The sequence below is a fragment of the Herbidospora mongoliensis genome (assembly GCF_001570545.1).
Classification (GTDB): Bacteria; Actinomycetota; Actinomycetes; order Streptosporangiales; family Streptosporangiaceae; genus Herbidospora; species Herbidospora mongoliensis.
The window spans coordinates 672,523-697,248 of record NZ_BBXD01000008.1 but is presented as its reverse complement, the minus strand read 5'-3'; the positions used below and the strand labels follow the sequence as shown (position 1 = coordinate 697,248).

Annotated in this window: 22 protein-coding genes; 2 read left to right on the top strand and 20 right to left on the bottom strand. The window is 66.3% G+C overall.

The window, feature by feature from the left end; genetic code table 11:
• Positions 1-543 precede the first annotated feature (543 nt).
• On the bottom strand, positions 544-1,494 hold the full coding sequence (locus AW272_RS03465; protein ID WP_066360967.1) for a helix-turn-helix domain-containing protein: 951 nt from the start codon (positions 1,492-1,494) through the stop codon (positions 544-546).
• Between the two features lie 221 nt (positions 1,495-1,715).
• On the opposite strand from AW272_RS03465, the gene AW272_RS41720 reads away from it, so the two are divergent.
• Entirely contained in the window at positions 1,716-2,084 is a 369-nt protein-coding gene (locus AW272_RS41720; RefSeq protein WP_157518238.1) for a hypothetical protein, read from the top strand.
• A gap of 465 nt (positions 2,085-2,549) precedes the next feature.
• On the opposite strand, the gene AW272_RS40290 is transcribed toward AW272_RS41720, so the two are convergent.
• The 3 genes from AW272_RS40290 to msrA form a co-directional block, all read right to left on the bottom strand.
• Positions 2,550-4,922: a tetratricopeptide repeat protein gene (locus AW272_RS40290; protein WP_169807480.1), complete on the bottom strand. Its 2,373-nt coding sequence runs from the start codon at positions 4,920-4,922 to the stop codon at positions 2,550-2,552.
• 4 nt (positions 4,923-4,926) lie between these two features.
• Complete coding sequence (locus tag AW272_RS41715; protein WP_157518236.1) at positions 4,927-5,418, bottom strand: hypothetical protein; 492 nt, start codon at positions 5,416-5,418, stop codon at positions 4,927-4,929.
• A gap of 258 nt (positions 5,419-5,676) precedes the next feature.
• A complete protein-coding gene (gene msrA, locus AW272_RS03460) occupies positions 5,677-6,339 on the bottom strand; it encodes a peptide-methionine (S)-S-oxide reductase MsrA (RefSeq protein WP_066360966.1) in 663 nt (220 codons plus the stop codon).
• A gap of 119 nt (positions 6,340-6,458) precedes the next feature.
• Between msrA and rarD the strand changes: the two genes are divergently transcribed.
• Positions 6,459-7,361, top strand: coding sequence for an EamA family transporter RarD (gene rarD / locus AW272_RS03455; protein ID WP_066360965.1), 903 nt, complete (start codon positions 6,459-6,461; stop codon positions 7,359-7,361).
• On the opposite strand, the gene AW272_RS03450 is transcribed toward rarD, so the two are convergent.
• The 16 genes from AW272_RS03450 to AW272_RS03375 are packed head-to-tail and all read right to left on the bottom strand — an operon-like array spanning position 7,358 to position 24,721.
• Positions 7,358-8,341 (bottom strand): polyprenyl synthetase family protein, encoded by a 984-nt coding sequence (locus AW272_RS03450; RefSeq protein ID WP_066360964.1) that lies wholly within the window; start codon positions 8,339-8,341, stop codon positions 7,358-7,360. The two genes, rarD and AW272_RS03450, sit on opposite strands and share 4 nt — an antisense overlap.
• Positions 8,342-8,353: 12 nt before the next feature.
• A complete protein-coding gene (gene nuoN, locus AW272_RS03445) occupies positions 8,354-9,904 on the bottom strand; it encodes an NADH-quinone oxidoreductase subunit NuoN (RefSeq protein ID WP_066360963.1) in 1,551 nt (516 codons plus the stop codon).
• Entirely contained in the window at positions 9,901-11,412 is a 1,512-nt protein-coding gene (locus AW272_RS03440) for an NADH-quinone oxidoreductase subunit M (RefSeq protein WP_066361222.1), read from the bottom strand. Before AW272_RS03440 ends, nuoN begins: the two co-directional genes overlap by 4 nt.
• Positions 11,412-13,277, bottom strand: a complete 1,866-nt coding sequence (gene nuoL, locus AW272_RS03435; protein WP_066361221.1) for an NADH-quinone oxidoreductase subunit L — start codon at positions 13,275-13,277, stop codon at positions 11,412-11,414. The genes AW272_RS03440 and nuoL overlap by 1 nt, the downstream gene beginning before the upstream one ends.
• Positions 13,278-13,325: 48 nt before the next feature.
• Positions 13,326-13,622, bottom strand: coding sequence for an NADH-quinone oxidoreductase subunit NuoK (gene nuoK, locus AW272_RS03430; protein WP_066360962.1), 297 nt, complete (start codon positions 13,620-13,622; stop codon positions 13,326-13,328).
• Entirely contained in the window at positions 13,619-14,371 is a 753-nt protein-coding gene (locus tag AW272_RS03425; RefSeq protein ID WP_066360961.1) for an NADH-quinone oxidoreductase subunit J, read from the bottom strand. Before AW272_RS03425 ends, nuoK begins: the two co-directional genes overlap by 4 nt.
• Entirely contained in the window at positions 14,364-14,879 is a 516-nt protein-coding gene (gene nuoI / locus AW272_RS03420) for an NADH-quinone oxidoreductase subunit NuoI (protein ID WP_083957905.1), read from the bottom strand. The genes AW272_RS03425 and nuoI overlap by 8 nt, the downstream gene beginning before the upstream one ends.
• Entirely contained in the window at positions 14,872-16,215 is a 1,344-nt protein-coding gene (gene nuoH / locus AW272_RS03415; RefSeq protein ID WP_066360960.1) for an NADH-quinone oxidoreductase subunit NuoH, read from the bottom strand. The genes nuoI and nuoH overlap by 8 nt, the downstream gene beginning before the upstream one ends.
• On the bottom strand, positions 16,212-18,554 hold the full coding sequence (locus tag AW272_RS03410; protein WP_066360959.1) for an NADH-quinone oxidoreductase subunit G: 2,343 nt from the start codon (positions 18,552-18,554) through the stop codon (positions 16,212-16,214). Before AW272_RS03410 ends, nuoH begins: the two co-directional genes overlap by 4 nt.
• A 41-nt stretch (positions 18,555-18,595) precedes the next feature.
• Entirely contained in the window at positions 18,596-19,882 is a 1,287-nt protein-coding gene (gene nuoF / locus AW272_RS03405; protein ID WP_066360958.1) for an NADH-quinone oxidoreductase subunit NuoF, read from the bottom strand.
• Positions 19,879-20,532 carry an NADH-quinone oxidoreductase subunit NuoE gene (gene nuoE / locus AW272_RS03400; protein ID WP_066360957.1) on the bottom strand — a complete coding sequence of 218 codons (654 nt, stop codon included), beginning with the start codon at positions 20,530-20,532 and terminating at the stop codon, positions 19,879-19,881. The genes nuoF and nuoE overlap by 4 nt, the downstream gene beginning before the upstream one ends.
• Positions 20,529-21,845 (bottom strand): NADH-quinone oxidoreductase subunit D, encoded by a 1,317-nt coding sequence (locus AW272_RS03395; protein WP_066360956.1) that lies wholly within the window; start codon positions 21,843-21,845, stop codon positions 20,529-20,531. The genes nuoE and AW272_RS03395 overlap by 4 nt, the downstream gene beginning before the upstream one ends.
• A complete protein-coding gene (locus AW272_RS03390; protein WP_066360955.1) occupies positions 21,842-22,495 on the bottom strand; it encodes an NADH-quinone oxidoreductase subunit C in 654 nt (217 codons plus the stop codon). The genes AW272_RS03395 and AW272_RS03390 overlap by 4 nt, the downstream gene beginning before the upstream one ends.
• Positions 22,492-23,043 (bottom strand): NuoB/complex I 20 kDa subunit family protein, encoded by a 552-nt coding sequence (locus tag AW272_RS03385; protein WP_061300494.1) that lies wholly within the window; start codon positions 23,041-23,043, stop codon positions 22,492-22,494. The genes AW272_RS03390 and AW272_RS03385 overlap by 4 nt, the downstream gene beginning before the upstream one ends.
• On the bottom strand, positions 23,043-23,402 hold the full coding sequence (locus AW272_RS03380) for an NADH-quinone oxidoreductase subunit A (protein ID WP_066360954.1): 360 nt from the start codon (positions 23,400-23,402) through the stop codon (positions 23,043-23,045). Before AW272_RS03380 ends, AW272_RS03385 begins: the two co-directional genes overlap by 1 nt.
• A 53-nt stretch (positions 23,403-23,455) precedes the next feature.
• Positions 23,456-24,721 (bottom strand): geranylgeranyl reductase family protein, encoded by a 1,266-nt coding sequence (locus tag AW272_RS03375; RefSeq protein ID WP_066360953.1) that lies wholly within the window; start codon positions 24,719-24,721, stop codon positions 23,456-23,458.
• Between the last annotated feature and the right edge of the window lie 5 nt (positions 24,722-24,726).

The window sequence follows — 24,726 nt, the reverse complement described above, 5'->3', positions numbered from 1 at the left end:
GCGGAGCGGCCGGCGCCAATGCGAAGCACCCGAAGGGCCGCGAAGCGGTTGGGGCCGGCGGCTTCGCGTCCCATCGGGCGGCGGCGTGTCGCGGAGGTCGGCGCGATCGTTCGGCAACGGCGGCCGGGCCGGTCGGTGGACGGCCCGCGCCGCGTCGTCCGGGACCGGCCCCCAGGCCGCAGCCCGGACGGCAGGCGGCGAAGGGCCGAGTACGGCGGTGCGGCACGCCGCCGCCTGGTCTTCCGCTCAATTCGACATGCTGACGTGTTCGACACAGGCAGGCCGCGGGTCGGACCCGCACACCTTGGTTCGCCGGTCTCCCGTCTGCCGTCGCCCACCCCTCCGGGGAGCGGGCCGGACGTGCGGGGTCAAGGCTCACGGCGTCTGTCGTGATCGTCGAGCTTGCCTTGACCTCGTGCGGCTGGTCTGCTGGCTTGCCCTGGGCGGCGGCAGGTAGGGAGACCGGCCCCCACCTCAACCATCACAAGGACTCGCACTGATGAACCTCTATGCTCCCGGAGCCGGAGCCCCCTGCGGAGCGAATCAGAAGTCGAGCAGACGGACGACGATGTCCTTGCTGGCCCACGGCTCAAGAGTTCCGTCCTCGGCAGCGAGCCGCTCCAACCAACGGATCTGGTCGACGAAGTAGTTGTACGCGGAGGTCTCCCCGCTGAACGTGATGACGGGTCCTTGGGTGCCGCGCTTTCCGTGCCCGTAGAGCATGACGCGGCAGACGTCGTCGATCTCCTCGATGGCGAACGAGCAAGGGAAGTTGTACGTGAAGACCTTGAGATTCGAGTGGACGAGCATCGACTGATGCAAAGGCCGGAGAATCTCCCGGATGTACCTCTCGGGGTCCTCCATCGCAGCCTCGGACGGCTCGATCCGGTAGCGGTCGCGGCGGGAGTCGCAGTAGGGGTCCATCACGAAGATCTGGACCGGGACGTGTGCCGACTTCTCCTCGAAGATCGGCAGGATGCCGTCCCGGCGGTAGAAGTTCCGAGTCAGACCGAACATGTTGATCCGCTGCCGGGCAGCCTGCACCCGCGAGATCAGATCCCCCTCAGAAGCCTGGCTCGTGTAGGAGTAGGCGTCGATGATGCCTACCCGTTCGATGTGGCCGACGTCGGCCGGACTGTGATCGATTCCGAAGCCGAGCTTGTCAGGGCGGGTGCGGTAGAGGCGGCAGAGGTATTCGATCCTCTCATCGCTGGGCCGTCGCTCTCCGTGCTCCCACCGGCAGATGGACGCCTGGTCGATACCGGGTGGAGCCAGTCCGGCCGACTGATAGAGCTGATCGAGTCGCGCGCTGACTTCTCCGCGAGTCCATCCGTTCGCGAATCGCCACGCTTCGAGGGACAGTAGGTCAGGAACGGCGCGCACTATGCGATCCACCGTTTCTTCCGTCGCCAGGCCACGACGGAGGGAGTCGTGCATGATCTCCCTCGCTTCGCGCTCGATGGCGCGTCGCCGCTCCGCTGAGATCTTCGTCATTTCCGCCTCACGTCATAATGCTTGACGACTAACGGCAATCCCGGTTCCGGGCAATCACATTGAGCCAGTGTGACGCCTAAAGGCAATCTCAGAGGGAAGGCGCGAGCCCGTCAACCCCGGAGCAGATCATGCCTGATCAGGTGCACCACTTACGCGATGCAACTGCCTCCCACAGGACGCTCGTCCCGGTAGAGGGGTGCTCACACGCAGTGGATGGGCCGATGGACGAGCAGTACATGGCGTTGCGGGCGGTCCATGAGCTGCTGACTCGCGCGGGCGTGTGCTGCTACCAGACGAGAACCGTGCGTTTAGTCTTGTTTCCGGGCTCGTCATCGCTGACAGCTCCGCTGACCTGGGAAGCTCCTGAACTGGTGGCCTTCGACTCCACGGGCGCAACATCGGCGACCGTCCACCTAGCCGAAGTGAGCGGACACTACATCGTCAGGGTTTGGGGCGACGACCAAGGTTGTCGCGAAGTGACTGTCCCATCGGTCGAGCTGGCCGCATCTCATGTGCCGGGCTATGCGGCGGGAGCCGGTGACCGGCCGAGTGCGAGGGGTCGACTGGAATCAGAAGGGACCGACCAGTGATCGTGCCGTATTCCGATCACGGGAGTGTCCCGGTAGGCGATGTGGACCAGCGACCCGACCTTGAAACCGTACAGCGGGTGTTGCAGGTTACGGGAAGTCTGGTGGCATGGATGGTTCGCTCCCGTTTTGCAGTCGAATGCGTGCGGCAGTCAGGCTCTCTGAGCCGGGCATGGGTAGACGAGGCGGCGGCAATTGAGGGACTAGCGGCAATGACCGATGCGGAGTGGACGGAGCTATCCGGACCTGGCCCTGTGTGAAGGTCGTGTGGTCTGGGACTACTGGAGTCCACCCGGTAGCGACCGGCGCTTAACGGTTTTCAAGACCACTGCGATTTTCATATTCGCACTGGCTCCGACCTGTGGAGAAATCATAGGAGGAGAGCGGAGAAGTGAATATCATCCCGAACCTATCCCGCACTCAGCTACTCGACACCCGTTACGGGTAGCCCATCACCAATCCAGCGCCTTACGAGTTCTCGCGGCAACAGCGTTTTTGCTTCTTATTGGACCCGCAAGGACAGGGAGAATTATTCTCGATATTACCGAATAATTTACGGAGATCCTTTGATTCCAATAGCTTTATGCTGCGCGCATAACGCTCTAAATTTCCCTGGCTGATCAATGTCAGCGGATTACTCTCGCCCAGCGCCCGCACCATTGCATCACGGACCAATCTCTCCTCTTTCTCGGCTTCTGCCATTCTCCCCATCCCAAACAGAGCACTTGCCCTGTTGCTCCGGACTGTTAATGTTTCTGGATGCTCATCACCCCGAGCTTTTCGCAAAACCTCCCACAATACATAGCCTTCTTTCTCGGCCTCCTCAGCTCGCCCCATCTCCAAGAGGAGAACAACCCTACTGTTACGGCTTGCCAACGTTACCCGATGTTCATCACCCAGAACTCTTCGCGACACCTCCAACACTGAATGGCATTCACTTTCGGCTTCCTCGACCCGCCCCATTCGCCAAAGTGCACTCGCTCTATTAAGTCGACCGATCAACGTTTCCGGATGTTCCTCACCCCGTATACTCACCATGGCCTGCCAAGCTAGATAGTACTCCGATTCAGCCTCTTCCAGGTTCCCCTTGCGCTCCAGTATGTGCGCTAAATTGTTTCGACTAATGTGCGTTTCCGGGTGCCCCTCACCCAACACTTGAACTCGGGCCTGCAATACTGTTCGATTTTCAGCTTCAGCCTCCTCTAGTTGACCCAGGTCTCCCAAAATTACTGCAAGGTTAGATCGACTGGTAAGTGATGATCGATGCATTTTACCCAATACTTTTTCTTGGATCTGCAACACCACCTGGTGTTCGCCCTTGGACTCCTTCCATAGGCCCATGCGACCCAAGAGCAAAGCCAAATTATTTCGCTCTTCTAGCGTCCTTGGGTCCTCGTCACCAAACGCAGCAGAAACAATAGACAAGGCACATAAAATCAGCCTGTGGGCACGAAAATAATTGCCTTCGCCTCGCTCGTGAGAAGCAGCTGCATGAAATATGCCAGCATTCTCTCGAAACTCAGCAGTGACCGGATAGTGACGGATCAAACTCTCCACATGAGGACTCAGCGTCCGCCGCCGTGCGACCCGATCTGAGGGAGTTTGCTCTGTAGAGAGCAACCATGCATCGGCCAGCCAAGCCAAAGCGAGTTCCGGAGCAGAATCCTTCACAAGAGCGGATCGGGTCTCGTCTTCGGCTGATACCACAGCCTGAATAAGTCGATGGATCGAAACAGTTTCCTCATCTAAAGTGATGAGGCTGTAGCAATACAGTAGCCGTAGCGCGTCCAACACCAAGAGTCTGTCACTGTCAGCGCCCAGGATGCTACGAGGGATATCGTTGGGAGCGTAGCAAGCTAGCACCTGAAGCAGACGCACCGCATAAGCATTACGCTCGCGGATGGCGTCCAAATGCGTGCGCCAGAGCCGAGCGATAGTACGCTCGGCATGGCCACCTTCAAAAGACGCGGCATACATGTGCGCGGGATATCGAGCCAGAAGGGATAGGTACTCTTCAGGGCTGATCCGTGACTCGCGGATGTAGGCACCGGCCTGTTCCAAGGCCAGCGGCAGATAGCCTAGTTCTGCCGCGATCACCTCCAAGGCTGATCGCTCTCGCGGGTCAATGGTTCGTTCGCTGGTTAAAGCAATGAGCTCGATAGCAGCGTCCTCGGCCAAAATGTCCAGCGGCAATCGGATGATTTCCGCCGGCCAGGCCACTAGACGCCGAGTGGTGATGACGATGTGCCCGTTGCGAAGCTGGGCCAGGAGCTCGCTCACGTGCTTGGGGTCTTCGACGTTATCGAGCACGAGTAGCCAGTCGTTATGAGCCTGCAACCAACTCAGTGCCCAATGAGCCGCCTGTTCGACGCCGAGTGCCGTCGACAGCACCAGAGCCTCCGGCAGCGGTGGATGCAGGCGTCCAGCGAGCAACGCAAGATCAGCTTTGATCTCTTCGTCGCTGGTTGCGGTGATCCACCAAACCAACCTATACCGCCGCGAATGCATAGCGATGTACCGACGTGCCAGCTCGCTCTTGCCGATACCTCCCATGCCGTGGATCACCTGGCCGATAGCCATCTGAACGGAGGTGCCAGTAAGCGTCTCCGTCATTACAGCAAGGACGTCTTCCCTTCCGACAAAGACCCTCGAGAGCGCTTCGGGTAGGTTCGTCATTGGCCCGGCCAACTTCACCTGAGACGGGGCCTTCAGTGTGTCTGGCTCCAGCTTGATAATCGGTGAATGGTCCCCGGCTGTCGCTGCTCCAATGCTCTGGCCAGCAATCGAGCGGTCACCCACAGCGCGGATGGTCCCGTTGAAGGGTGGAATCTGGTCGGCCATACGCTCAACCCGCCGTAGAAGTCGGAAGGGCGTCACCAGTGGAGGCGGATCCGATGTTCTGCCCAGCGATCGAGCGCTCGCCACTCGCCTCGATCTGCACATGAGTGGGGGGATCGGATACTACAGAGTCCGATCTTTCCGCAAGATGGCCCTGAGACCTGGGGCTATGTGCCGAAGATGTCGCTTCATGAACAGGAGAGGATCCGTCTCCTGTTGAGGCGAATCCGATGTTTTGCCCGGCGATTGAGCGGTGTCCACGTGCGGCGATGTGGGTGCCGACCATTGGTGTGCTAGACATCAGAGCGCGTCGAGCAAGGACTGTTTGATAGAGCGACAGCGGCACGCCGATAAGCACCGTCACGGTCATGCCGATGACGCTCGACCACTTGTCGGCGCTATCAAGCCCCCCCTTGAACAGCAGCACCCCCACCACAGTAATGATCAAAACAAACGCCGCTCCGCTGACCAAGGCCGATGCCCGCCACTTGTTGCTCATGCCCTAATGATGGTCCATCGTTGCGCAAGACTCGGACGATTGCCACTGATCTTGCCCGTATAACGGCAAACGAGCCGAGTGGACTTGAGCGCGTTGGCGGCGCGGGCCGCGACCGGCCGAAGAGCCGCAGCGCGGCACGCCGCAGGCGGGTCGCCTTGACCTTGTAGAGAAACTCGTCGCCGAAAACACGTCTGGCCCAAGATCAGCTCCACTCACGGAGCCGACCAAGGGCCAGCAGTTCAGGCTAAAGCCGCAGCTCTACGCCTCACCAGAAGTAAGGCCCACAGGACAGGCGACGCCCGTCCCGCCAATCCCGCAGTACCCGTTAACGTTGCGGTGAAGGTACTGCTGGTGATAGTTCTCGGCGTAATAGAACTCCGGCGCCGGACGCACCTCGGTAGTGATCTCCCCATACCCCGCCGAGGAGAGCACCTCCTGGTAGGCCGCCAGCGAAGCCGCAGCCGACTTCTCCTGCGCCTCGGAGTGCGTGTAGATCGCCGACCGATACTGAGTCCCGACGTCGTTCCCCTGCCGCATCCCCTGCGTAGGGTCGTGCGACTCCCAGAACACTCGCAGCAGCTCCTCATAGGAGACCCGCGACGGATCGAACACCACCCGTACGACCTCGGCATGCCCGGTCAGCCCGGAACACGCCTCCTCGTACGTGGGGTTGGCGGTGAACCCGCCCTGGTACCCCACAGCGGTCGACACCACCCCTGGCGTCTCCCAGAACTTGCGCTCCGCGCCCCAGAAGCACCCGAGCCCGAAGTCCGCGACCTCGGTTCCCTCGGGCCACGGCGGCGTCAGCGACCCTCCTAGAACGAGGTGCGTAGCGGCCACCGGCATGGTGGAGGACCGTCCTGGCAGCGCGTCGGCGGCGCTCACCATGGAAGCCTTGTTCGTACCGAAGATCCAGCCCATGTCTACCTCCTGACCGTCTCAACCAAGGCACGCCAAGCTTTGTTCCGTTAGAACCACTTAACCATCAAGCCAACATCGCTTATTTGTAATAAACAAGGTAAGCAGTCAAACTAGGGTTCATGCCTGATTTGCGCCGTGGAGTCTGGTACGGCATCGCCGCCTACGCTCTCTGGGGATTGTTCCCCCTCTACTGGCCCCTCCTGAAGCCCAGCGGCGCCATCGAGATTCTCGCCCACCGCATGCTCTGGTCGCTCGCCGTGGTGGTAGTCATTCTGGCGGTCACCAGGAACTGGTCGTGGATCCGGCAGATCTCAAAGAGACAGCTTCTCCTGCTCGCCGGCGCGGGCGTGCTCGTGTCCACGAACTGGGGCGTCTACATCTACGCCGTCAACACCGGTCACGTCGTGGAGAGCGCCCTCGGCTACTTCATCAACCCGCTGGTCAGCATCCTCTTCGGCGTGATCATCCTCGGGGAGCGGCTGCGGCGGTGGCAGTGGGTCGCCGTCGGGCTCGGCGCCGCGGCGGTCGTCATCCTGACCCTCGGCTACGGCAAGCTGCCCTGGATCGCCCTCACACTGGCCTTCAGTTTCGGTCTGTACGGCCTGGTCAAGAAGAAGGCCCAGGTAGGTGCGGCCGAAAGCCTCACGATCGAGACCCTGGTCATGCTGATCCCCGCCGGGATCTATTTGACCACCCTCGGCAGCGCCAACACCTTCGGCAACCACGGCACCGGCCATGCCGTCCTGCTGATCAGCTCCGGCGTCGTGACCGCGATCCCGCTGCTCTTCTTCGCCGCGTCGGTCATCACCGTGCCGCTGACGATCGTGGGGCTGCTGCAGTACATCGCGCCGGTCCTGCAGTTCCTCGTCGGGGTGCTGATCATCAAGGAGACCATGCCCGCCGAGCGCTGGCTCGGGTTCGGGGTGGTCTGGCTGGCCCTGGCCGTCTTCACGTGGGACAGCATCCGGCACGGTCTCGCGAAGAAGCCCGTACCGGAGAAGGAACTGGCCCCGGTCGGTTAGGCCGAGCGCTCCACCACGAAGTCGCACAGGGACAGCAGCGCGGCCCTGGCGGGGATGTCGGGCAGCTCGGAGAGCTGGTCTTTCGCGCGGGAGGCCCAGCGCTCCAGCTCCGCCCGCGCCATCTTCAGCGCCTCGGAGGCGCGCAGCAGCTCCAGCGCCTCCTCGATGTCCGCCTCGGGCACCGGGCCGGAGACGAGGGCCCGCAGCCGGGGGTCGTCCCCAGAGGCCAGCGCGTAGAGAACGGGAAGGGTGCGGATCCCTTCCCGCAGGTCGGTGCCGGGCGTCTTGCCCGAGGTCTCGGAGGCGACGTCGATGATGTCGTCGCCCAGCTGGAACGCCACCCCGATGGCCTCGCACGCCGAGGTCAGGCGCAGCACCACGTCCTGCGGGGCCCCGGCCAGCATCGCCCCGAGCCGCCCGCTCGTCGCGATCAGCGAACCCGTCTTGTCGGCCAGCACGTCGATGTAGTGCTCGATCGGGTCGACGCCCTCGGCGGGGCCGACGGTCTCGCGGATCTGGCCGCGGACCAGCCTGGCGAAGGTCTTGGCCTGGATGCGGACCGGCTCCGGCCCGAGGTCGGCCATGATGTCGGCGGCCTGGGCGAACACGTAGTCGCCGGTGAGGATCGCCACCGTGTTGTTCCACCGGGCGTTGGCCGAGGGCTTGCCGCGCCGCTCTGACGCCTCGTCCATCACGTCGTCGTGGTAGAGCGTGGCCACATGGGTCAGTTCCATGACAACGGCGCCCGGGATGACCCCGGGCGCCGTCGGATCGCCGAACTGGGCGGCGAGCAGAACCAGCATCGCGCGGAAGCGCTTGCCGCCGGCCTCGATGAGGTGCTTGGACGCGTCCGTGACGAACGCGTCCTCGCTCTCGACAGCCGAACGGAGTTGCTTCTCCACAGCCGCGAGGCCCTCGGAGATGTCCTCGGCCAGCCGCTCGTCGGCGACAGGCAGGTCAACAACGGGCGGCGCGGCCATAGAAAAGCTCCCTTATTGCACGAACAACGTCTTCGCAGCCTTTTCCGCCAAATCGAGGACGGGCTGCGGGAAAACCCCCAAGGCTACCGTAGCGAATGCGGAGAACCCGACCACAGCCGACGTGGCCCACGACGGCGTGACGACCGTGGGACCGTCGGCCGAGGGGTCGCTGAAGAACATCAGCACGATGACCCGGACGTAGAAGAACGCCGCCGCGGCCGAGGCCACCACCGCGAGCACGACCAGGCCGGTCAGCCAGGCCTCGCCCAGGGCGACCGCCGAACGGAAGACCGCGTACTTGCCGAAGAAACCGCTGGTGAGCGGGATTCCGGCGAAGGCCAGCAGGAAGAAGGCGAACAGGCCCGCCAGCTTCGGCGAGCGCTTGCCCAGACCCGCCCAGCGCGACAGGTGCCACGCCTCGCCGCCCGGGTCGCGCACCAGCGTCACGATGGCGAACGCGCCGACCGTCGTGATGCCGTAGGTGAGCAGGTAGAACAGCAGGCCCGACAGGGCCAGCGCGTTCTGCCCGGCGTCGCCGACGGCCATGACGCCGATCAGCAGGAAGCCCGCGTGAGCGATCGACGAGTAGGCCAGCATGCGCTTGATGTCGGTCTGGGTGATCGCCAGGATCGAGCCGACCACCATCGTGAGGGCGGCGACGCCCCACATGATGGGGGTCCAGTTCCAGTCGAGGTTGCCCAGGGCGACCCAGAAGACCCGCAGCAGCGCGCCGAAGGCGGCCACCAGGGTTCCGGAGGCCATCAGCGCCGTGATCGGGGTCGGGGCGCCCTGGTAGACGTCGGGCTTCCAGGCCTGGAAGGGCGCGGCACCGATCTTGAAGAGCAGGCCGACGCCCAGCATGGCCATGCCGATGTAGAGCAGGGTGTCGGTGCCGTTCGCGACGGCCAGGGCCTGCGAGATCGCGTGCAGGTCGACCGAGCCGGCGTAGCCGTACAGGAGGGCCGTGCCATACAGGAAGAAGGCCGAGGAGAACGCGCCGAGCAGGAAGTACTTGACCGACGCCTCCTGCGACAGCAGGCGGCGGCGACGTGCGAGGCCACACAGCAGGTAGAGCGGCAGCGACATGACCTCGAGGGCGACGAACATGATGAGCAGGTCGTTCGAGGCCGGGAAGAGGAGCATGCCCGCGATGGCGAACAGCGCCAGCGGGTAGACCTCGGTGTGCGCGTTGCCCTCGGTGATCGCCTTCTCCTCCTCGGCGGAGCCGGGGACGGCCGCCGCCGAGGGCACGAACTGCTCTTCGTCGTTGATCAGCAGGACGCTGACGAACGACAGCACCAGGATGGTGCCCCAGATGAACAGGGTCGGGCCGTCGACCGCGACCGCGCCCATCGCCGACGGACTCGTCGGGACCCCGCGGATCGTCTGGAGGATGACCAGCGCGAACGCGCCGACCAGCGACAGCAGTGTCAGCGGGACGTGGATGGCCCGCCGCAGGTAGCGAGGCGCGAACGCCTCGACGAGGACCCCCACGACCGCCGCGCCCAGGAGGACGAGCAGCGGGGCCAGTTGGAAGTACTCGATGGTGGGAGCCGTGATCACTGGCCCTCCTTAACAGCGACGACCGGAGCCGGGTCGGTGACCTTCACGTTGACGAGCGACTCCTTGACGGCCGGGTTGATCACGTCGAGAAGCGGCTTGGGGAAGAAGCCCAAGACCACGATCAGGGCGATCAGCGGCGCGACGACCCAGCGTTCGCGACCGTTGAGGTCCTTCATCTCGGCGACCGACTCGGCGGTGGGGCCGTTCATGGTGCGCTGGTACATCCACAGGATGTAGATGGCGGCGAGGATGACGCCGGTCGTGCCGATGATGGCCGGCACGGCGTAGCGCTGGTAGGTGCCCAGGAGCACCATGAACTCGCTGACGAACGTGCTCAGACCGGGCAGCGACAGACCCGACAGACCCGCGATCAGGAACGCGCCCGCCAGCAGCGGGGCGACCTTCTGCACGCCTCCGTAGTCGGCGATGAACTGCGAGCCGCGACGGTAGATCAGGAAGCCCGCGACCAGGAACAGCACGCCGGTCGAGAACCCGTGGTTGACCATGTAGAGCGTCGCGCCCGAGGTCGCCGTGGTGGTCATCGCGAACACGCCCATCGTGATGAACCCGAAGTGCGAGATCGAGGTGTACGCCACCAGCCGCTTGATGTCGGTCTGCCCGATCGCCACGATCGCGCCGTAGACGATGCCGATCACCGACAGCGCGATGACGACCGGGGTCGCCCACTTGGCCGCGTCGGGGAACAGCTCCAGGCAGAACCGCAGCATGCCGTAGGTGCCGACCTTGTCGAGCACACCCACCAGCAGGACCGCGGCGCCGGCCGGGGCCTGCGCGGCGGCGTCGGGCAGCCAGGTGTGCACCGGCCAGAGCGGGGCCTTGATCGCGAACGCGATGAAGAAGCCCAGGAAGAGCCACTTCTGCGTCGTCGGGTCGGTGACCGCGCCGATGAGGTCGGGGAACAGGAAGCTGTTCTTGTCGGCCACGTTGTAGAGCGCGATCACGGCCACCAGCATCAGCAGGCCGCCGAACAGCGAGTAGAGCAGGAACTTGACCGCCGCGTAGGACCGCTGCGCGCCGCCGTACGACCCGATCATGAAGTACATCGGGATCAGCATGGCCTCGAAGAACACGTAGAACAGGAAGACGTCGGTCGCCGCGAAGACGCCGATCATCATCGCCTCGAGGACCAGCAGCAACGCGAAGTAGGTCCGGACCGAGCGCTTGCCCTGCTCGGCGTCGTGCCAGGAGGCCAGCACGACGATCGGCACCAGGATGGCCGACAGCAGGATCAGCACCAGCGCGATGCCGTCGACCGCGACCGCGTAGTGGACCCCGAAGGAGGGGATCCAGTCGTAGGTCTCGGCGAACTGGAAGCGGTCGCCGTTCGGGCTGAACTGCACCGCCATGACGACCGTCAGCACCAGGATCAGCAGCGACACGCCGAGCGTGGTCTGCTTGGCGACCTTGTCGTTCTTGAGGAACGCCACGACGATCGCGCCGACGACGGACAGGCCGATCAGGAAGGACAGCCAGGGAAGCTCGAGCATCACAGGGTCCCAACCACGAACCAGGCACCGGCCAGTACGGCGGCACCGACGAATATCGACAGGGCGTACGACCGGACGTAACCGGTCTGGATCTTCCGCAACCTGCCGGAGGATCCGCCGACACCGGCGGCCAGACCGTTGACCACGCCGTCGATGCCCCGGTTGTCGAAGAAGACCGCGAAGCGGGTCAGCCACTGGCCGGGGCGCATGAACAGCGCCTCGTTCAGGGCGTCGCCGTAGAGGTCACGACGGGCGAAGACGGTGAGGAACGAGCCGCGCGGCTGCACGACGGGCACCTCGGCGCGGCCGTACTTGACGATCGCGAGCCCGGCGCCGACGGCCACCAGGGCGAGCGTGGCCAGGCCGGTCACGGCGAACGGCGCGAAGTGCGGCAGTTCCTCGGGCCGGCCGACGGCCGGCGCGAGGAAGACCATCAGGCGGTTGCTGAGGATCAGGTAGGCGCCCAGGCCGATCGAGAAGACCGACAGGATGATCAGCGGCCAGGTCATCACGGCCGGCGACTCGTGCGGGTGGGCCTTCTCGTCCCAGCGCTTCGGGCCGAAGAAGGTCATCACCACCATGCGGGTCATGTAGAAGCCGGTGATGCCGGCGCCCACCACCGCGAGCCAGCCGAGGATCGCGTTGTGGTGCATGACCGACTCGATGATGCCGTCCTTGGTGAAGTAACCGGACAGCAGCGGGAAGCCGATGATCGCCAGGTAGCCGATGAAGAAGGTGACGAACGTGATCGGCAGCACCTTGCGCAGGCCGCCGTACCGCCGCATGTCGACCTCGTCGTTCATGGCGTGCATGACCGAGCCGGCGCCGAGGAACAGGTCGGCCTTGAAGAAGCCGTGCGAGATCAGGTGGGCGATCGCGAAGGCGTAACCCGCCGGGCCGATGCCCGCGGCGAGCATCATGTAGCCGATCTGCGACATCGTCGAGCCGGCCAGGCCCTTCTTGATGTCGTCCTTGGCGGTACCGATGATCGCACCGGCGAGGAGCGTGGCCACACCGACGATCGTCACGACCAGACCGGCCGTGCTGCCCTCGGGGAAGAAGGCCGAGCCGGAGCGGACCACCAGGTAGACACCTGCGGTGACCATCGTCGCGGCGTGGATGAGGGCCGAGACCGGGGTCGGGCCCTCCATCGCGTCGAGCAACCACGACTGCAGCGGGAGCTGCGCCGACTTGCCGCAGGCGCCGAGCAGGAGCAGCAGGCCGATCGCCGTCGACACGCCCTGCGAGGCCTCGCCGGCGGCCGGGAAGACCTCGGCGAACTGCAGGCTGCCGAACTGGGCGAAGATGATGAACATCGCGACCAGCAGGCCGAAGTCACCGACCCGGTTGACCACGAACGCCTTCTTCGCGGCCACCGCCGCCGACGGCTTGTACTGCCAGAAGCCGATCAGCAGGTAGGACGCGAGGCCCACACCCTCCCAGCCGATGAACAGGGCGACGTAGTTGTCGGCCAGCACCAGCAGGAGCATCGCCGCGACGAACAGGTTCAGGTAGGCGAAGAAGCGCCGCCTGTCCGGGTCGTGCGACATGTAGCCGATGGAGTAGATGTGGATCAGCGAGCCGACGAAGGTGATCAGCAGGCAGAAGGCGATCGACAGCGGGTCGATCAGCAGCCCGATGTCCGCGACGCCCGGGATGAAGTCCCAGAGGTGCACCGACTGGCGGCGCTGCGCGGGGTCGAGCCCGATCAGCTGGAAGAACGCCAGGGCCGCCACCACGAAGGCGGCGACCGACATGAGCACGGCGAGAAAGTGGCCCCACTTGTTCGTGGCGCGGCCACCGATAAGGAGAATCGCGGCACCGATGAGCGGAAGGGCGATCATCAGCCAGGCGACTGAGATCACACCGCCCCCGGTGTGCGAGAGAATCTCTACGGGTTCCACGGCCACCTCTTAGTACTTCAGCAGGCTGGCGTCGTCGACGGACGCGGACCTGCGGGTTCGGAAGATCGTCACGATGATGGCCAGGCCGATGACGACCTCGGCGGCGGCCACGATCATCACGAAGAAGGCGATGACCTGACCGTCGATGTTGCCGTGCTGGCGGGCGAAGGTGACGAACGCCAGGTTGCACGCGTTGAGCATGAGCTCGACACACATGAACACGACGATCGCGTTGCGCCGGACGAGTACGCCGATCCCGCCGATCGCGAACAGCAGCGTGCTGAGCACGAGGTAGTGGGTGGTCACTTGCCGTCACCTTCCAGGATCTCGGCCACCTTCGGGTCGATGGTGCCCTCTTCGGCCTCGTACCTGGCGATGTAGCGGTTGACCGACAGCTTGGAGATCGTGCCGTCGGGCAGCAGCGCGGGCATGTCGATCGCGTTGGCGCGAGCGTAGGTGCCGGGGCCGGGCAGCGGCGAGGGGTCGAGACCCTCCTCGCCGAACTTGACGAAGCGTTCGCGGGACAGTTCGCGCTGGGTGGCGCGCTGCTCCATGCGCTCGCGGTGCGCCAGCACCATCGCGCCCAGCGCGGCGGTGATCAGCAGCGCCGAGGTGACCTCGAAGGCGAACACGTAGCGCGTGAAGATCAGCTCGGCCAGCGACGGCACGTTGCCCGCCGCGGTCACCGCGGCGAGGCCGGTCGGCGGGGCGAACGCCACGTTGCCGATGCCCAGCGCCAGCAGGGCGGCGAAGCCGAACCCGGCGACGACCGCCCAGAAGCGCTGGCCCCTGATCGTCTCGACGAGCGAGTCGGACGAGTCGACGCCGACCAGCATGAGCACGAACAGGAACAGCATCATCACGGCGCCGGTGTAGACGATGATCTGCACGGCGGCGAGGAACGGCGCGTCCTGGACGGCGTAGAGAACCGCCAGCGAGAGCATGACCACGCCCAGCATCAGGGCGCAGTAGACCGCTCTGCGGCTGAAGACGAGCCCGAGTGCCGCGCTGACCGAGACGACGGCGAGCACCCAGAACGTGATGGTCTCACCCATTGTCGCGTCCCAGTCGGTAGTAGTCCTCTTCGGTCTCCCCGAGGCGCATCGGGTGGGGCGGCTGCTCCATGCCCGCCAGCAGCGGGGCGAGCAGCATCTCCTTGGTGTAGATGAGCGCCTCGCGGCTGGAGTCGGCCAGTTCGTACTCGTTGGTCATCGTGAGTGCCCGCGTGGGGCACGCCTCGATGCACAACCCGCACAGGATGCAGCGCGCGTAGTTGATCTGGTAGGTCCGGCCGTAGCGCTCTCCCGGGGAGAAACGCTCCTCGTCGGTGTTGTCCGCGCCCTCCACGAAGATCGCGTCGGCGGGACACGCCCAGGCGCACAGTTCGCAGCCGACGCACTTCTCCAGGCCGTCGGGCCACCGGTTGAGCTGGTGCCGCCCGTGGAAACGCGGCGCGGTGGGCCGCTTCTCCTCCGGGTAGTTCACCGTGACCGGCTTCTTGAACATGTGGTGGAAGGTGACGCCGAACCCCTTGACGGGGTTCAGCCAGTCAAAACTAGGCACTGGGGACCTCCTTGCGATTCGCCCCGTGGTAGTGCGGCAGGTCCAGCGGCGGGACCGGGAATCCACCGGCGGTGGGCTCCTCACGGAGCTGCTCGTACTCCTCTTCGACCTGCGCGGCGTGTGCCTCGCGGCGGCGCTGCTGCACGGTGTCGAAGCGGAAGAAGACCGCGAGTGCGCCGATGACCACGATCGCCATCAGGGCGATGACCGCGGGGCTGTTGTCGACGCGCAGCGCGCGGAAGGTGGCGACCAGGAGGATCCACGCGAGGTTCAGCGGGATGAGGACCTTCCAGCCGAAGGCCATGAGCTGGTCGTACCGGACTCGTGGCAGCGAGGCACGGACCCAGACGAAGACGCAGAACAGCAGCACGAGCTTGCCGAAGAACCAGAGCATCGGCAGCCAGCCGACGTTCGCGCCGTCCCACAGCGAGATGGGCCAGGGAGCCCGCCAGCCGCCGAGGAACAGGGTGATCGCCACGCCGGAGACGGTGAACACGTTCACGTACTCGGCGAGCTGGAACATCGCGAACTTCAGCGAGGAGCTGTATTCGGTGTGGTAGCCGGCCACCAGTTCGCCTTCGCCCTCGGGGAGGTCGAAGGGGACGCGGTTGGTCTCGCCGAACATCGTCAGGACGTAGATCAGGAACGACGGGATCAGCAGGACGGCGTACCAGCTCGGCAGCGGGATGTCGATCCCGCCCAGCGTGAAGGTGCCGCCGTCGGCCTGCTTGGCGACGATCTCGGAGGTGGAGAGCGTCCCGGCGTACAGGAAGACCGCCACGAACGACAGGCCCATCGCGATCTCGTAGGAGACCACCTGGGCCGAGGAGCGCAGACCGCCGAGGATCGCGTAGGGCGACTTGGACGACCAGCCCGCGAGCACGATGCCGTAGACGCCGATCGAGGACATCGCCAGGATCAGCAGCACCGCCACCGGCAGGTCGGTGAGCTGGAGCGGGGTCTTGACCCCGAACATCGAGACCACCGGGCCGAACGGGATGACCGTCCAGGCCAGGAACGCCGGCACCGCGATGATCACCGGCGCCAGGAAGAAGATGACCTTGTCGACCTTGCGGGGCATCAGGTCTTCCTTGAGCCCCATCTTCAGGCCGTCGGCGACGGTCTGCAGCAGACCGAACTTGCCGGCCCGGTTGGGTCCGTAGCGGTGCTGCATGCGCGAGATGAGCTTGCGCTCGGTCCACACGCCGTAGAGCACGCCCACCATCAGGAAGACGAAGAGGAAGACGGCCTTGATGATGGTGATCCACAGCGGATCGTGGCCGAAGTCTTCCGGAAACGACGGGCCGGGGCTCGTCGGGCTCGCCAAGAGGCTCATGAGGCACTTCCGATCGTGACGACGTCGCCCGCCTCGGCCCGCAGGTCGCGGGTGACCGAGACACCGCCGGAGTTGGCCGGCACCCAGACGACCCGGTCGGGCAGGTCGGCGATCCGCAGCGGCAGGGTGACGCCGTTGACGGTGACCTTGTCGACCGCGCCGATCTCGGCGGCGGTGGCCGGGGACAGCAGCGCGACCGCGTCGCGGGCGGTGCCCGCGAGGAAGGGCTCGCCGTCCTGCAGCTTCCCGTCGTCGAGCAGCAGGTGCCAGCTCGCCAGGACGGCCTGACCCGCGTCGGTCGCGGCGGCGATGCCACCGGTCACGCTCGGCGCGGCCGGGCGGGTGCCCTTGTAGGTGCCCAGCGCGCCCAGCTCGCGGCGGACCGCGGCGAGGTCGGGCAGGCCCAGGTGGACGTCCATCGCGTCGGCGATCGCGGTGACCGCGCGCAGGTCGCTCATCAGGCCCGGCTGCGGGACGGCCGCCTCGAAGGATCGGCCACGGCCCTCCCAGTCGACGAACGTGCCGGCCTTCTCGGCGACCGCCGCGACCGGCAGCACCACGTCGGCGCGGTCGGTGACGGCGCTGGCCCGGATCTCCAGGCTGACGATGAACGGCGTGTTCTCCAGGGCCCGCAGGGCGAGCTCGGGATCGGGCAGGTCGTAGGGGTCGACGCCCGAGACGACCAGCGCGTCGATCCGCTCGTCGAGAGCGGCCCGGAGGATCTCGCTCGTGTCGCGGCCGATCTGGCCGGGCAGCGAGGCGACGTTCCAGAGCCGGGCCACTTCGGCGCGGGCGGCCTCGTCGTCGACCGGACGGCCGATCGGCAGCAGGTTGGGCAGCGCGCCCGCCTCGATGGCGCCGCGCTCACCGGCCCGGCGCGGCACCCAGGCCAGCCGGGCGCCGGTCGAACCGGACAGCCGGACCAGCGCGGAAAGCGCGCCCTTGGACGAGGCCAGCCGCTCACCCGCGAGGATGATCGTGCCCGCCGGGAGCTTGACGCCGTCGGTGATCAGCTCGCCGATCGCCTCGGCCTCGCCGCCGGGGACGGTGCGGATCAGCGTGCCGCCCATCTTGGCCAGGCCCGGCGTGGCGAACGGTGCCAGCGCGTAGACCGTGAGCCCCTTCTTCTGGGCCGCCTTGCGCAGCCGCAGGAAGATGATGGGCGACTCCTCCTCGGGCTCGAACCCGGCCAGCAGCACGGCGGGCGCGTTCTCGAGGTCGGTGTAGGAGATCTCGATGCCCTTGCCGGCCACCGAGTGGGCCAGGAACTGGGCCTCCTCGGCGGAGTGGGGCCGGGCTCGCATGTCGATGTCGTTGGTGCCGAGGGCGACCCGCGCGAACTTGCTGTACGCGTAGGCGTCTTCGACCGTCAGACGGCCGCCGACCAGGACACCGGCGCGACGGCCGGACAGCCCGGCGGCGACGGCGGCGAAGGCCTCCGGCCAGGAGGCCGGCACCAGCACGCCTTCTTCGTTACGGACCAGCGGGGTGCGCAGGCGGTCGGGCTGGGTGGCGTAGGAGAACGCCCACCGGCCCTTGTCGCAGTTCCACTCCTCGTTGACCTGCGGGTCGTCCCCGGCGAGGCGGCGGGTGACCTTGCCGCGCCGGTGGTCGGTGCGCAGGGAGCAGCCGGAGGCGCAGTGCTCGCACGCGCTCCCCTGGGAGACCAGGTCGAACGGGCGGGACTGGAACCGGTAGGCCGAGCCGGTCAGCGCGCCCACCGGGCAGATCTGGATGGTGTTGCCGGAGAAGTAGGACTGGAACGGCTCGCCGTCGGCGACGCCCACCTGCTCCTTGGCCCCGCGCTCGAAGAACTCGATGAACGGGTCGCCCGCGATCTGGTCGGAGAAGCGCAGGCAGCGCGCGCACTGCACGCACCGCTCGCGGTCGAGCAGCACCTCGGTCGACAGCGCGATCGGCTTCTCGAAGGTGCGCTTGGTCTCCTGGAACCGCGACTCGCCCTGCCCGTTGGACATCGCCTGGTTCTGCAGGGGGCACTCGCCGCCCTTGTCGCAGACCGGGCAGTCGAGCGGGTGGTTGAGCAGCAGCATCTCCATCACACCGCGCTGCGCCTTCTCGGCGACCGGCGAGGTGAGCTGGCTCTGCACGACCATGCCCGGCGCGACCTCGATCGCGCAGGAGGGCTGCGGCTTGGGGAAGCCCCGGCCGTTGCCCGCGTCGGGGATGTCGACGAGACACTGGCGGCAGTTGGCCGCCGGGTCGAGCAGCGGGTGGTCGCAGAAGCGGGGGATCTGGATCCCCAGCAGCTCGGCCGCCCGGATGATCATGGTGCCCTTCGGCACGCTGATCTGGAAGCCGTCGATGGTCAGAGTGACCATGTCGACGACCGCCCGCTCCTGGGGCTCAGTAGCTTGGATGGTCACTTGGTCCCCCACACAGTGGCGAGTGCGGGATCGAACGGGCAGCCGCCGATCTCGAAGTGCTTGAGGTATTCGTCGCGGAAGTGCTGCACCGAGGAGTAGATCGGGCTGGTCGCGCCGTCGCCCAGGGCGCAGAACGACCGGCCCAGGATGTTGTCCGCGATGTCGGTGATCGTGGTCAGGTCGTCTTCCGAGCCCTGACCCTTCTCCAGCCGCTTGAGCACCTGCTTGAGCCAGAAGGTGCCCTCACGACAGGGGGTGCACTTGCCGCACGACTCGTGGGCGTAGAACTCGGTCCAGCGCAGCACCGAGCGGACCACGCAGGTGGTCTCGTCGAAGATCTGCAGGGCGCGGGTGCCGAGCATGGAGCCCTTGGCGCCGACCGACTCGAAGTCGAGCGGCACGTCGAGGTGCTCGTCGGTGAAGATCGGCGTCGAGGAGCCGCCCGGCGTCCAGAACTTCAGCCGGTGGCCCTCGCGGATGCCGCCCGCCATGTCGAGGAGCTCCCGCAGCGTGATGCCGAGCGGGGCCTCGTATTGGCCGGGCCTGGTCACGTGGCCGCTGAGCGAGAAGATGCCGAAGCCCTTGGACTTCTCGGTGCCCATGCCGGCGAACCAGTCGGCGCCGTTGGCCACGATCGAGGGGACCGAGGCGATCGACTCGACGTTGTTCACGACCGTCGGCGCGGCGTAGAGGCCCGCGACGGCCGGGAACGGGGGCTTGAGCCGGGGCTGGCCCCGGAAGCCCTCGAGCGAGTCGAGCAGCGCCGTCTCCTCACCGCAGATGTACGCCCCGGCGCCGCTGTGCACGACGATCTCCAGGTCGTAGCCGCTGCCGAAGATGCCGCGCCCGATGTAGCCCTTCTCGTAGGCCTCGCGGACCGCCGCCTGCACCCGCCGGATGACGTGGACGACCTCGCCCCGGATGTAGATGAAGGCGTAGTTGGCCCGGATCGCGAACGCGGTGATGATGACGCCCTCGATCAGCGAGTGCGGGTTGGCCATCATCAGCGGGATGTCTTTGCAGGTGCCCGGCTCCGACTCGTCGGCGTTGACGACGAGGTAGTGCGGCTTGCCGTCACCCTGCGGGATGAAGCCCCACTTCATGCCGGTGGGGAAGCCCGCGCCGCCGCGGCCGCGCAGGCCGGAGTCCTTGACCGACTGGATGATCGCGTCGGGGTCCATGCCCAGCGCGGTGCGGGCGGCGGCGTAGTCGCCGTAGCCCTCCAGGGTGAAGGAGTTGGGCAGGTCCCAGTTCTTGGTGAGGACCGGAGTCAGCGTGGTCACTTGGGAGCCTCCCAGCCGTTGGCCTTGGCGACGCGCAGGCCCTCAAGCGAGGGACCGACGGCCGAGGGACCCTCGCCGGCGAGCTCGTCGGGCAGGCCCGAGAGCACCCGCGAGGTCTCCTTGAAGGAGCAGAGCCTGCTGGGGCCGCGCGTCGGGACGACGGGCTTGCCGGCCCGCAGGTCGTCGACGAGCTGCTTGGCCGAGTCGGGCGTCTGGTTGTCGAAGAACTCCCAGTTGACCATCATCACCGGCGCGAAGTCGCAGGCCGCGTTGCACTCGATGCGCTCCAGCGACACCTTGCCGTCGGAGGTCGCCTCTTCGTGCCCGATGCCGGTGTGCTCGCTGAGCTCTTCCCAGATCTGGTCGCCGCCCATCACCGCGCACAGGGTGTTGATGCAGACGCCGACGTGGTATTCACCGGCGGGCTTGCGCTTGTACATCGTGTAGAACGTCGAGACGCCCACGACCTCGGCCTTGGACAGGCCCAGCAGCTCGGCGCAGAACTCCTGGCCGTCGTCGGAGACGTAGCCGTCTTCCGACTGGACGAGGTGGAGCAGCGGGAGCAGCGCCGACCTGGCCTTGGGGTACCTGCCGATGATCTCTTTGGCGTCGGTCTCCAGACGCACGCGGACCTCTGGGGAGTAGGTCATCGGTCCACACCTCCCATGACGGGGTCGAGCGAGGCCACCGCCGAGATGACGTCGGCGATGTATCCGCCTTCGCACATGGCGGGCACCGCCTGCAGGTTGGTGAAGGACGGGTCGCGGAAGTGGACCCGGTAGGGCCGGGTGCCGCCGTCGCTGACCACATGGGCGCCCAGCTCGCCGCGCGGCGACTCGACCGGCACGTAGGCCTGGCCGGCCGGCACGCGGAAGCCCTCGGTCACCAGTTTGAAGTGGTGGATCAGGGCCTCCATCGAGCTGCTCATGATGTGCGCGATGTGGTCGGGCGAGTTGCCGAGGCCGTCGGGGCCGAGCGCGAGCTGCGCGGGCCAGCCGATCTTCTTGTCCTCGATCATGACGGGCTGGTTCTTCAGCGGCCCGGTGAGCCGGTCGAGCGCCTGCTCGATCAGCTTCAGCGACTCTTCCATCTCCGTGACGCGGACCTGGTAGCGCCCGTAGACGTCACAGGTGGTCTGGGTGGCGATGTCGAAGTCGTAGGTCTCGTAGCCGCAGTAGGGCTGCGACTTGCGCAGGTCCCACGGCAGGCCGGCGGCCTTGAGCACCGGGCCTGTGATGCCCAGCGCCATGCAGCCGGTCAGGTCGAGGTAGGCGATGTCCTTGGTGCGCCGGGTGTAGACCGGGTTGGCGTCCAGGAGCTTGCGCATGTCCTTGATCCGGCCCGGCATGACCTTGAGCAGCTCGCCGATCTTGTCGACGGCGCCGGCCGGCAGGTCGACGCTGACGCCGCCCGGCCGGATGTAGGCCATGTTCATCCGGAGCCCGGTGATGTACTCCATGATGTCGAGCACCATCTCGCGGTCGCGCAGGCCGTAGAGGAACGGGGTGGTGGCCCCGAGCTCCATGCCGTAGGTGCAGATCGCCATCAGGTGGGAGGAGATGCGGGTGAGCTCCATCGTGAGCACCCGGATCGCCTGCGCCCGGTCGGGGATGCGGTCCTCGATGCCGAGGAGGCGCTCCACGCCCAGGCAGTAGGTCGTCTCGTTGAAGATCGGCGACAGGTAGTCCATGCGCGTCACGAACGTGACGCCCTGCGTCCAGGTGCGGTATTCGAGGTTCTTCTCGATGCCGGTGTGCAGGTAGCCGATGACGGTCCGGGCCTCGGTGACCGTCTCACCGTCGAGGGTGAGCACCAGCCGGAGCACGCCGTGGGTCGACGGGTGCTGCGGGCCCATGTTGATGACCAGTCGCTCCTCGGAGGACTCGGCCACCGCCTCGGTGAGCTTGTCCCAGTCCTGACCGGCGACGTCGTAGACCTTGCCCTCGGTCGCTTCCGTGGTCATGCGTACGACCTCCTCTGGTCCGGCGCGGGGATCTCGGCGCCGCGGTATTCGACCGGGATGCCGCCCAGCGGGTAGTCCTTCCGCTGCGGGTGGCCCTCCCAGTCGTCGGGCATCTCGATCCGGGTGAGCCCCGGGTGCCCGTCGAAGATGATGCCGAAGAAGTCGAACGTCTCCCGCTCGTGCCAGTTGTGCGTCGGGTAGACCGAGACCGTCGAAGGCACGTGGCGGTCGTCGTCGGGCGTCGCGCACTCCACCCGCACCCGGCGGTTGTGGGTGATCGAGCACAGGTGGTAGACCGCGCGCAGCTCCGACCCGACCTCGTGGGGGTAGTGCACCCCCGAGACGCCCAGGGACAGTTCGAACCGCAGGGCGGGGTCGTCGCGCAGCTTCTGCATGACCTCGAGGAGGTGCTCGCGCGCGACGTGGACGGTGAGTTCGCCCCGGTCGACCACGACCCGCTCGACGCCCTCGTGGTCGAGGCCGTCGACGATCTCGTCGAAGTAGCTCCCGTAGGGGCGCGGGGTGGAGACGGGGACGGGCCTGCGGACGACGAGGCCGCCGTAGCCGGAGGTGTCGCCGGAGCCGGAGGTCCCGAACATGCCGGTACGAGCGATCGGCTGCTCCGGAACCTCAGGAAGGTTCTCGCTCATTTGTGCCCTCCCTGATCGATGAGCGGCAGGGTGCGCAGCGCCTGGAGCTCGAGCTCCTCGACCTGCTTCTCCCGGTGGGCGCCGAACTTCATGTTCTGGATCTTGTCGTGCAGCTTGACGATCGCGTCGATGAGCATCTCGGGCCGCGGCGGGCAGCCCGGCAGGTAGATGTCGACGGGCACGACGTGGTCGACGCCCTGGACCACCGCGTAGTTGTTGAACATGCCGCCGCTTGAGGCGCACACGCCCATGGAGATGACCCACTTGGGCTCGGCCATCTGGTCGTAGATCTGGCGCAGCACCGGCGCCATCTTCTGCGACAGGCGACCGGCCACGATCATCAGGTCGGCCTGGCGGGGCGACGCGGACGCGCGCTCCATGCCGAAGCGGGCCAGGTCGTGCTTGGGGCCACCGGTGGACATGAGCTCGATCGCGCAGCAGGCCAGCCCGAAGGTGGCCGGCCACACCGAGTTCTTGCGCGCCCACCCGGCGAGCGCCTCGACGGTGGTCAGTGCGAAGCCGCTGGGCAGTTTCTCTTCAAGGCCCATTAGTCCCAGTCCAATCCGCGACGCCGCCACACGTAGGCGTACGCCACGAGCACGGTGGCGATGAACAGCACCATCTCGACCAGGCCGAAGACCCCGAGCTTGTCGAAGGCCACGGCCCACGGGTAAAGGAAGATGATCTCGATGTCGAAGACGATGAAGAGCATCGCGGTGATCATGTACTTCAGCGGGAACCGGCCGCCGCCGATCGGCTGCGGCGTGGGGTCGATACCGCACTCGTACGCATCGAGCTTGGCGCGGTTCCACCTCTTCGGCCCGGTGAACGGGGCGATGCTCACGGAGAAGACGGCGAATCCCGCCGCGAGAACCGCGAGCACCAGGATGGGGGCGTAGAGCTCCATCGCTTAAGGCGTCCTCTCGGTGATTGTGGTCATGATTCTTCGATCCTGTGGTCTCATGCCGACGGCGCGACCTTCGACAGGGCGTTGATGATCCGGTCTGACGCGTCGCCACCGTGGTCGGTGAGGTTGCCCAGGAGTTTCAGGCTGAACTTCATCAACTGGGGGTGCGGCAGCGCGTGTCGCGTCAGGAAGTTCATCACGCCGGGCTTGCCGATCGCCTCGACGAAGGCACGCCCCAGTGTGAAATAGCCGCCGTACGCGTCTTTGAGTATCCGCGGGTAGGCCCGCAGGACCCGCTCGCACGCGGCGGGGGTCGGCTGGGCCAGCGCGGTCACCACGGCGTCGGCCGCGATGCGGCCCGTTTCCATCGCGTACGCGATGCCCTCGCCGTTGAAGGGGTTGATCATGCCACCGGCGTCGCCGACGAGAACCAGGCCACGCGTGTAGTGGGGCTGCCGGTTGAAGGCCATCGGCAGCGCGGCGCCACGGATCGGGCCGACCATGTTCTCTTCGGTGAAGCCCCACTCGGCCGGCATGTTCTTGGTCCAGCGCCGGAGCAGGTCGCGGTAGTCGATCTTCTTGAACGCCTCGCTGGTGTTGAGCAGTCCGAGGCCGACGTTGGAGGTGCCGTCGCCGACGCCGAAGACCCAGCCGTAGCCGGGCAGCAGGCGTTGGCCGTCATACAGCTCCAGCCAGGTCTCGAGGTAGTCGTCGGTGTGGCGCGGGCTGAGGTAATAGGTGCGGACCGCGACCCCGATCGGGCGGTCTTCGCGCTTGTGCAGGCCCATGGCCAGCGAGATGCGGGTCGAGTTGCCGTCGGCCGCGATGACCAGGCGGGAGCGGTAGACGTCGCCGGAGGCGGTCTTCACGCCGACGACGTGGCCGCTGCGCTCGTCGATCACCGGGGCGGTCACGTTCACGCCCTGCAGCAGGGTGACGCCTCTGGACACCGCGTGGTCGGCCAGGATGGAGTCGAAGTCCTTGCGGGTCCGGACCAGCCCGAAGTCGGGGAAGCTGGACAGCTCCGGCCAGTCGAGTTCGAACGACAGGCCGCCGCCGACGACGCGCAGGCCCTTGTTCCTGATCCAGCCGGGGGCGTTGACGTCGACGCCCATCGAGAGCAGTTCCTTGACCGCGCGCGGCGTGAGGCCGTCGCCGCAGACCTTCTCCCTGGGGAAGGTCGTCTTCTCGAGAAGCAGGACCGACAGCCCGGACTGCGCCAGATAAAACGCGGTCGTCGATCCGGCGGGGCCGGCACCGACGACGATCACATCGGCATCGGTCTCGCTCCGCCGCGCCGCAAGGGCTGGCTCGCTCACGAGGG

What these genes read in the sequence shown, in the direction of transcription:
- AW272_RS03465 (WP_066360967.1), bottom strand. Translation starts at nt 1,494, where the DNA reads ATGACGAAGATCTCAGCGGAGCGGCGACGCGCCATCGAGCGCGAAGCG.
- AW272_RS41720 (WP_157518238.1), top strand. Translation starts at nt 1,716, where the DNA reads ATGGACGAGCAGTACATGGCGTTGCGGGCGGTCCATGAGCTGCTGACT.
- AW272_RS40290 (WP_169807480.1), bottom strand. Translation starts at nt 4,922, where the DNA reads ATGGCCGACCAGATTCCACCCTTCAACGGGACCATCCGCGCTGTGGGT.
- AW272_RS41715 (WP_157518236.1), bottom strand. Translation starts at nt 5,418, where the DNA reads ATGAGCAACAAGTGGCGGGCATCGGCCTTGGTCAGCGGAGCGGCGTTT.
- msrA (WP_066360966.1), bottom strand. Translation starts at nt 6,339, where the DNA reads ATGGGCTGGATCTTCGGTACGAACAAGGCTTCCATGGTGAGCGCCGCC.
- rarD (WP_066360965.1), top strand. Translation starts at nt 6,459, where the DNA reads ATGCCTGATTTGCGCCGTGGAGTCTGGTACGGCATCGCCGCCTACGCT.
- AW272_RS03450 (WP_066360964.1), bottom strand. Translation starts at nt 8,341, where the DNA reads ATGGCCGCGCCGCCCGTTGTTGACCTGCCTGTCGCCGACGAGCGGCTG.
- AW272_RS03440 (WP_066361222.1), bottom strand. Translation starts at nt 11,412, where the DNA reads ATGCTCGAGCTTCCCTGGCTGTCCTTCCTGATCGGCCTGTCCGTCGTC.
- AW272_RS03425 (WP_066360961.1), bottom strand. Translation starts at nt 14,371, where the DNA reads ATGGGTGAGACCATCACGTTCTGGGTGCTCGCCGTCGTCTCGGTCAGC.
- nuoH (WP_066360960.1), bottom strand. Translation starts at nt 16,215, where the DNA reads ATGAGCCTCTTGGCGAGCCCGACGAGCCCCGGCCCGTCGTTTCCGGAA.
- AW272_RS03410 (WP_066360959.1), bottom strand. Translation starts at nt 18,554, where the DNA reads ATGGTCACTCTGACCATCGACGGCTTCCAGATCAGCGTGCCGAAGGGC.
- nuoE (WP_066360957.1), bottom strand. Translation starts at nt 20,532, where the DNA reads ATGACCTACTCCCCAGAGGTCCGCGTGCGTCTGGAGACCGACGCCAAA.
- AW272_RS03395 (WP_066360956.1), bottom strand. Translation starts at nt 21,845, where the DNA reads ATGACCACGGAAGCGACCGAGGGCAAGGTCTACGACGTCGCCGGTCAG.
- AW272_RS03390 (WP_066360955.1), bottom strand. Translation starts at nt 22,495, where the DNA reads ATGAGCGAGAACCTTCCTGAGGTTCCGGAGCAGCCGATCGCTCGTACC.
- AW272_RS03385 (WP_061300494.1), bottom strand. Translation starts at nt 23,043, where the DNA reads ATGGGCCTTGAAGAGAAACTGCCCAGCGGCTTCGCACTGACCACCGTC.
- AW272_RS03380 (WP_066360954.1), bottom strand. Translation starts at nt 23,402, where the DNA reads ATGGAGCTCTACGCCCCCATCCTGGTGCTCGCGGTTCTCGCGGCGGGA.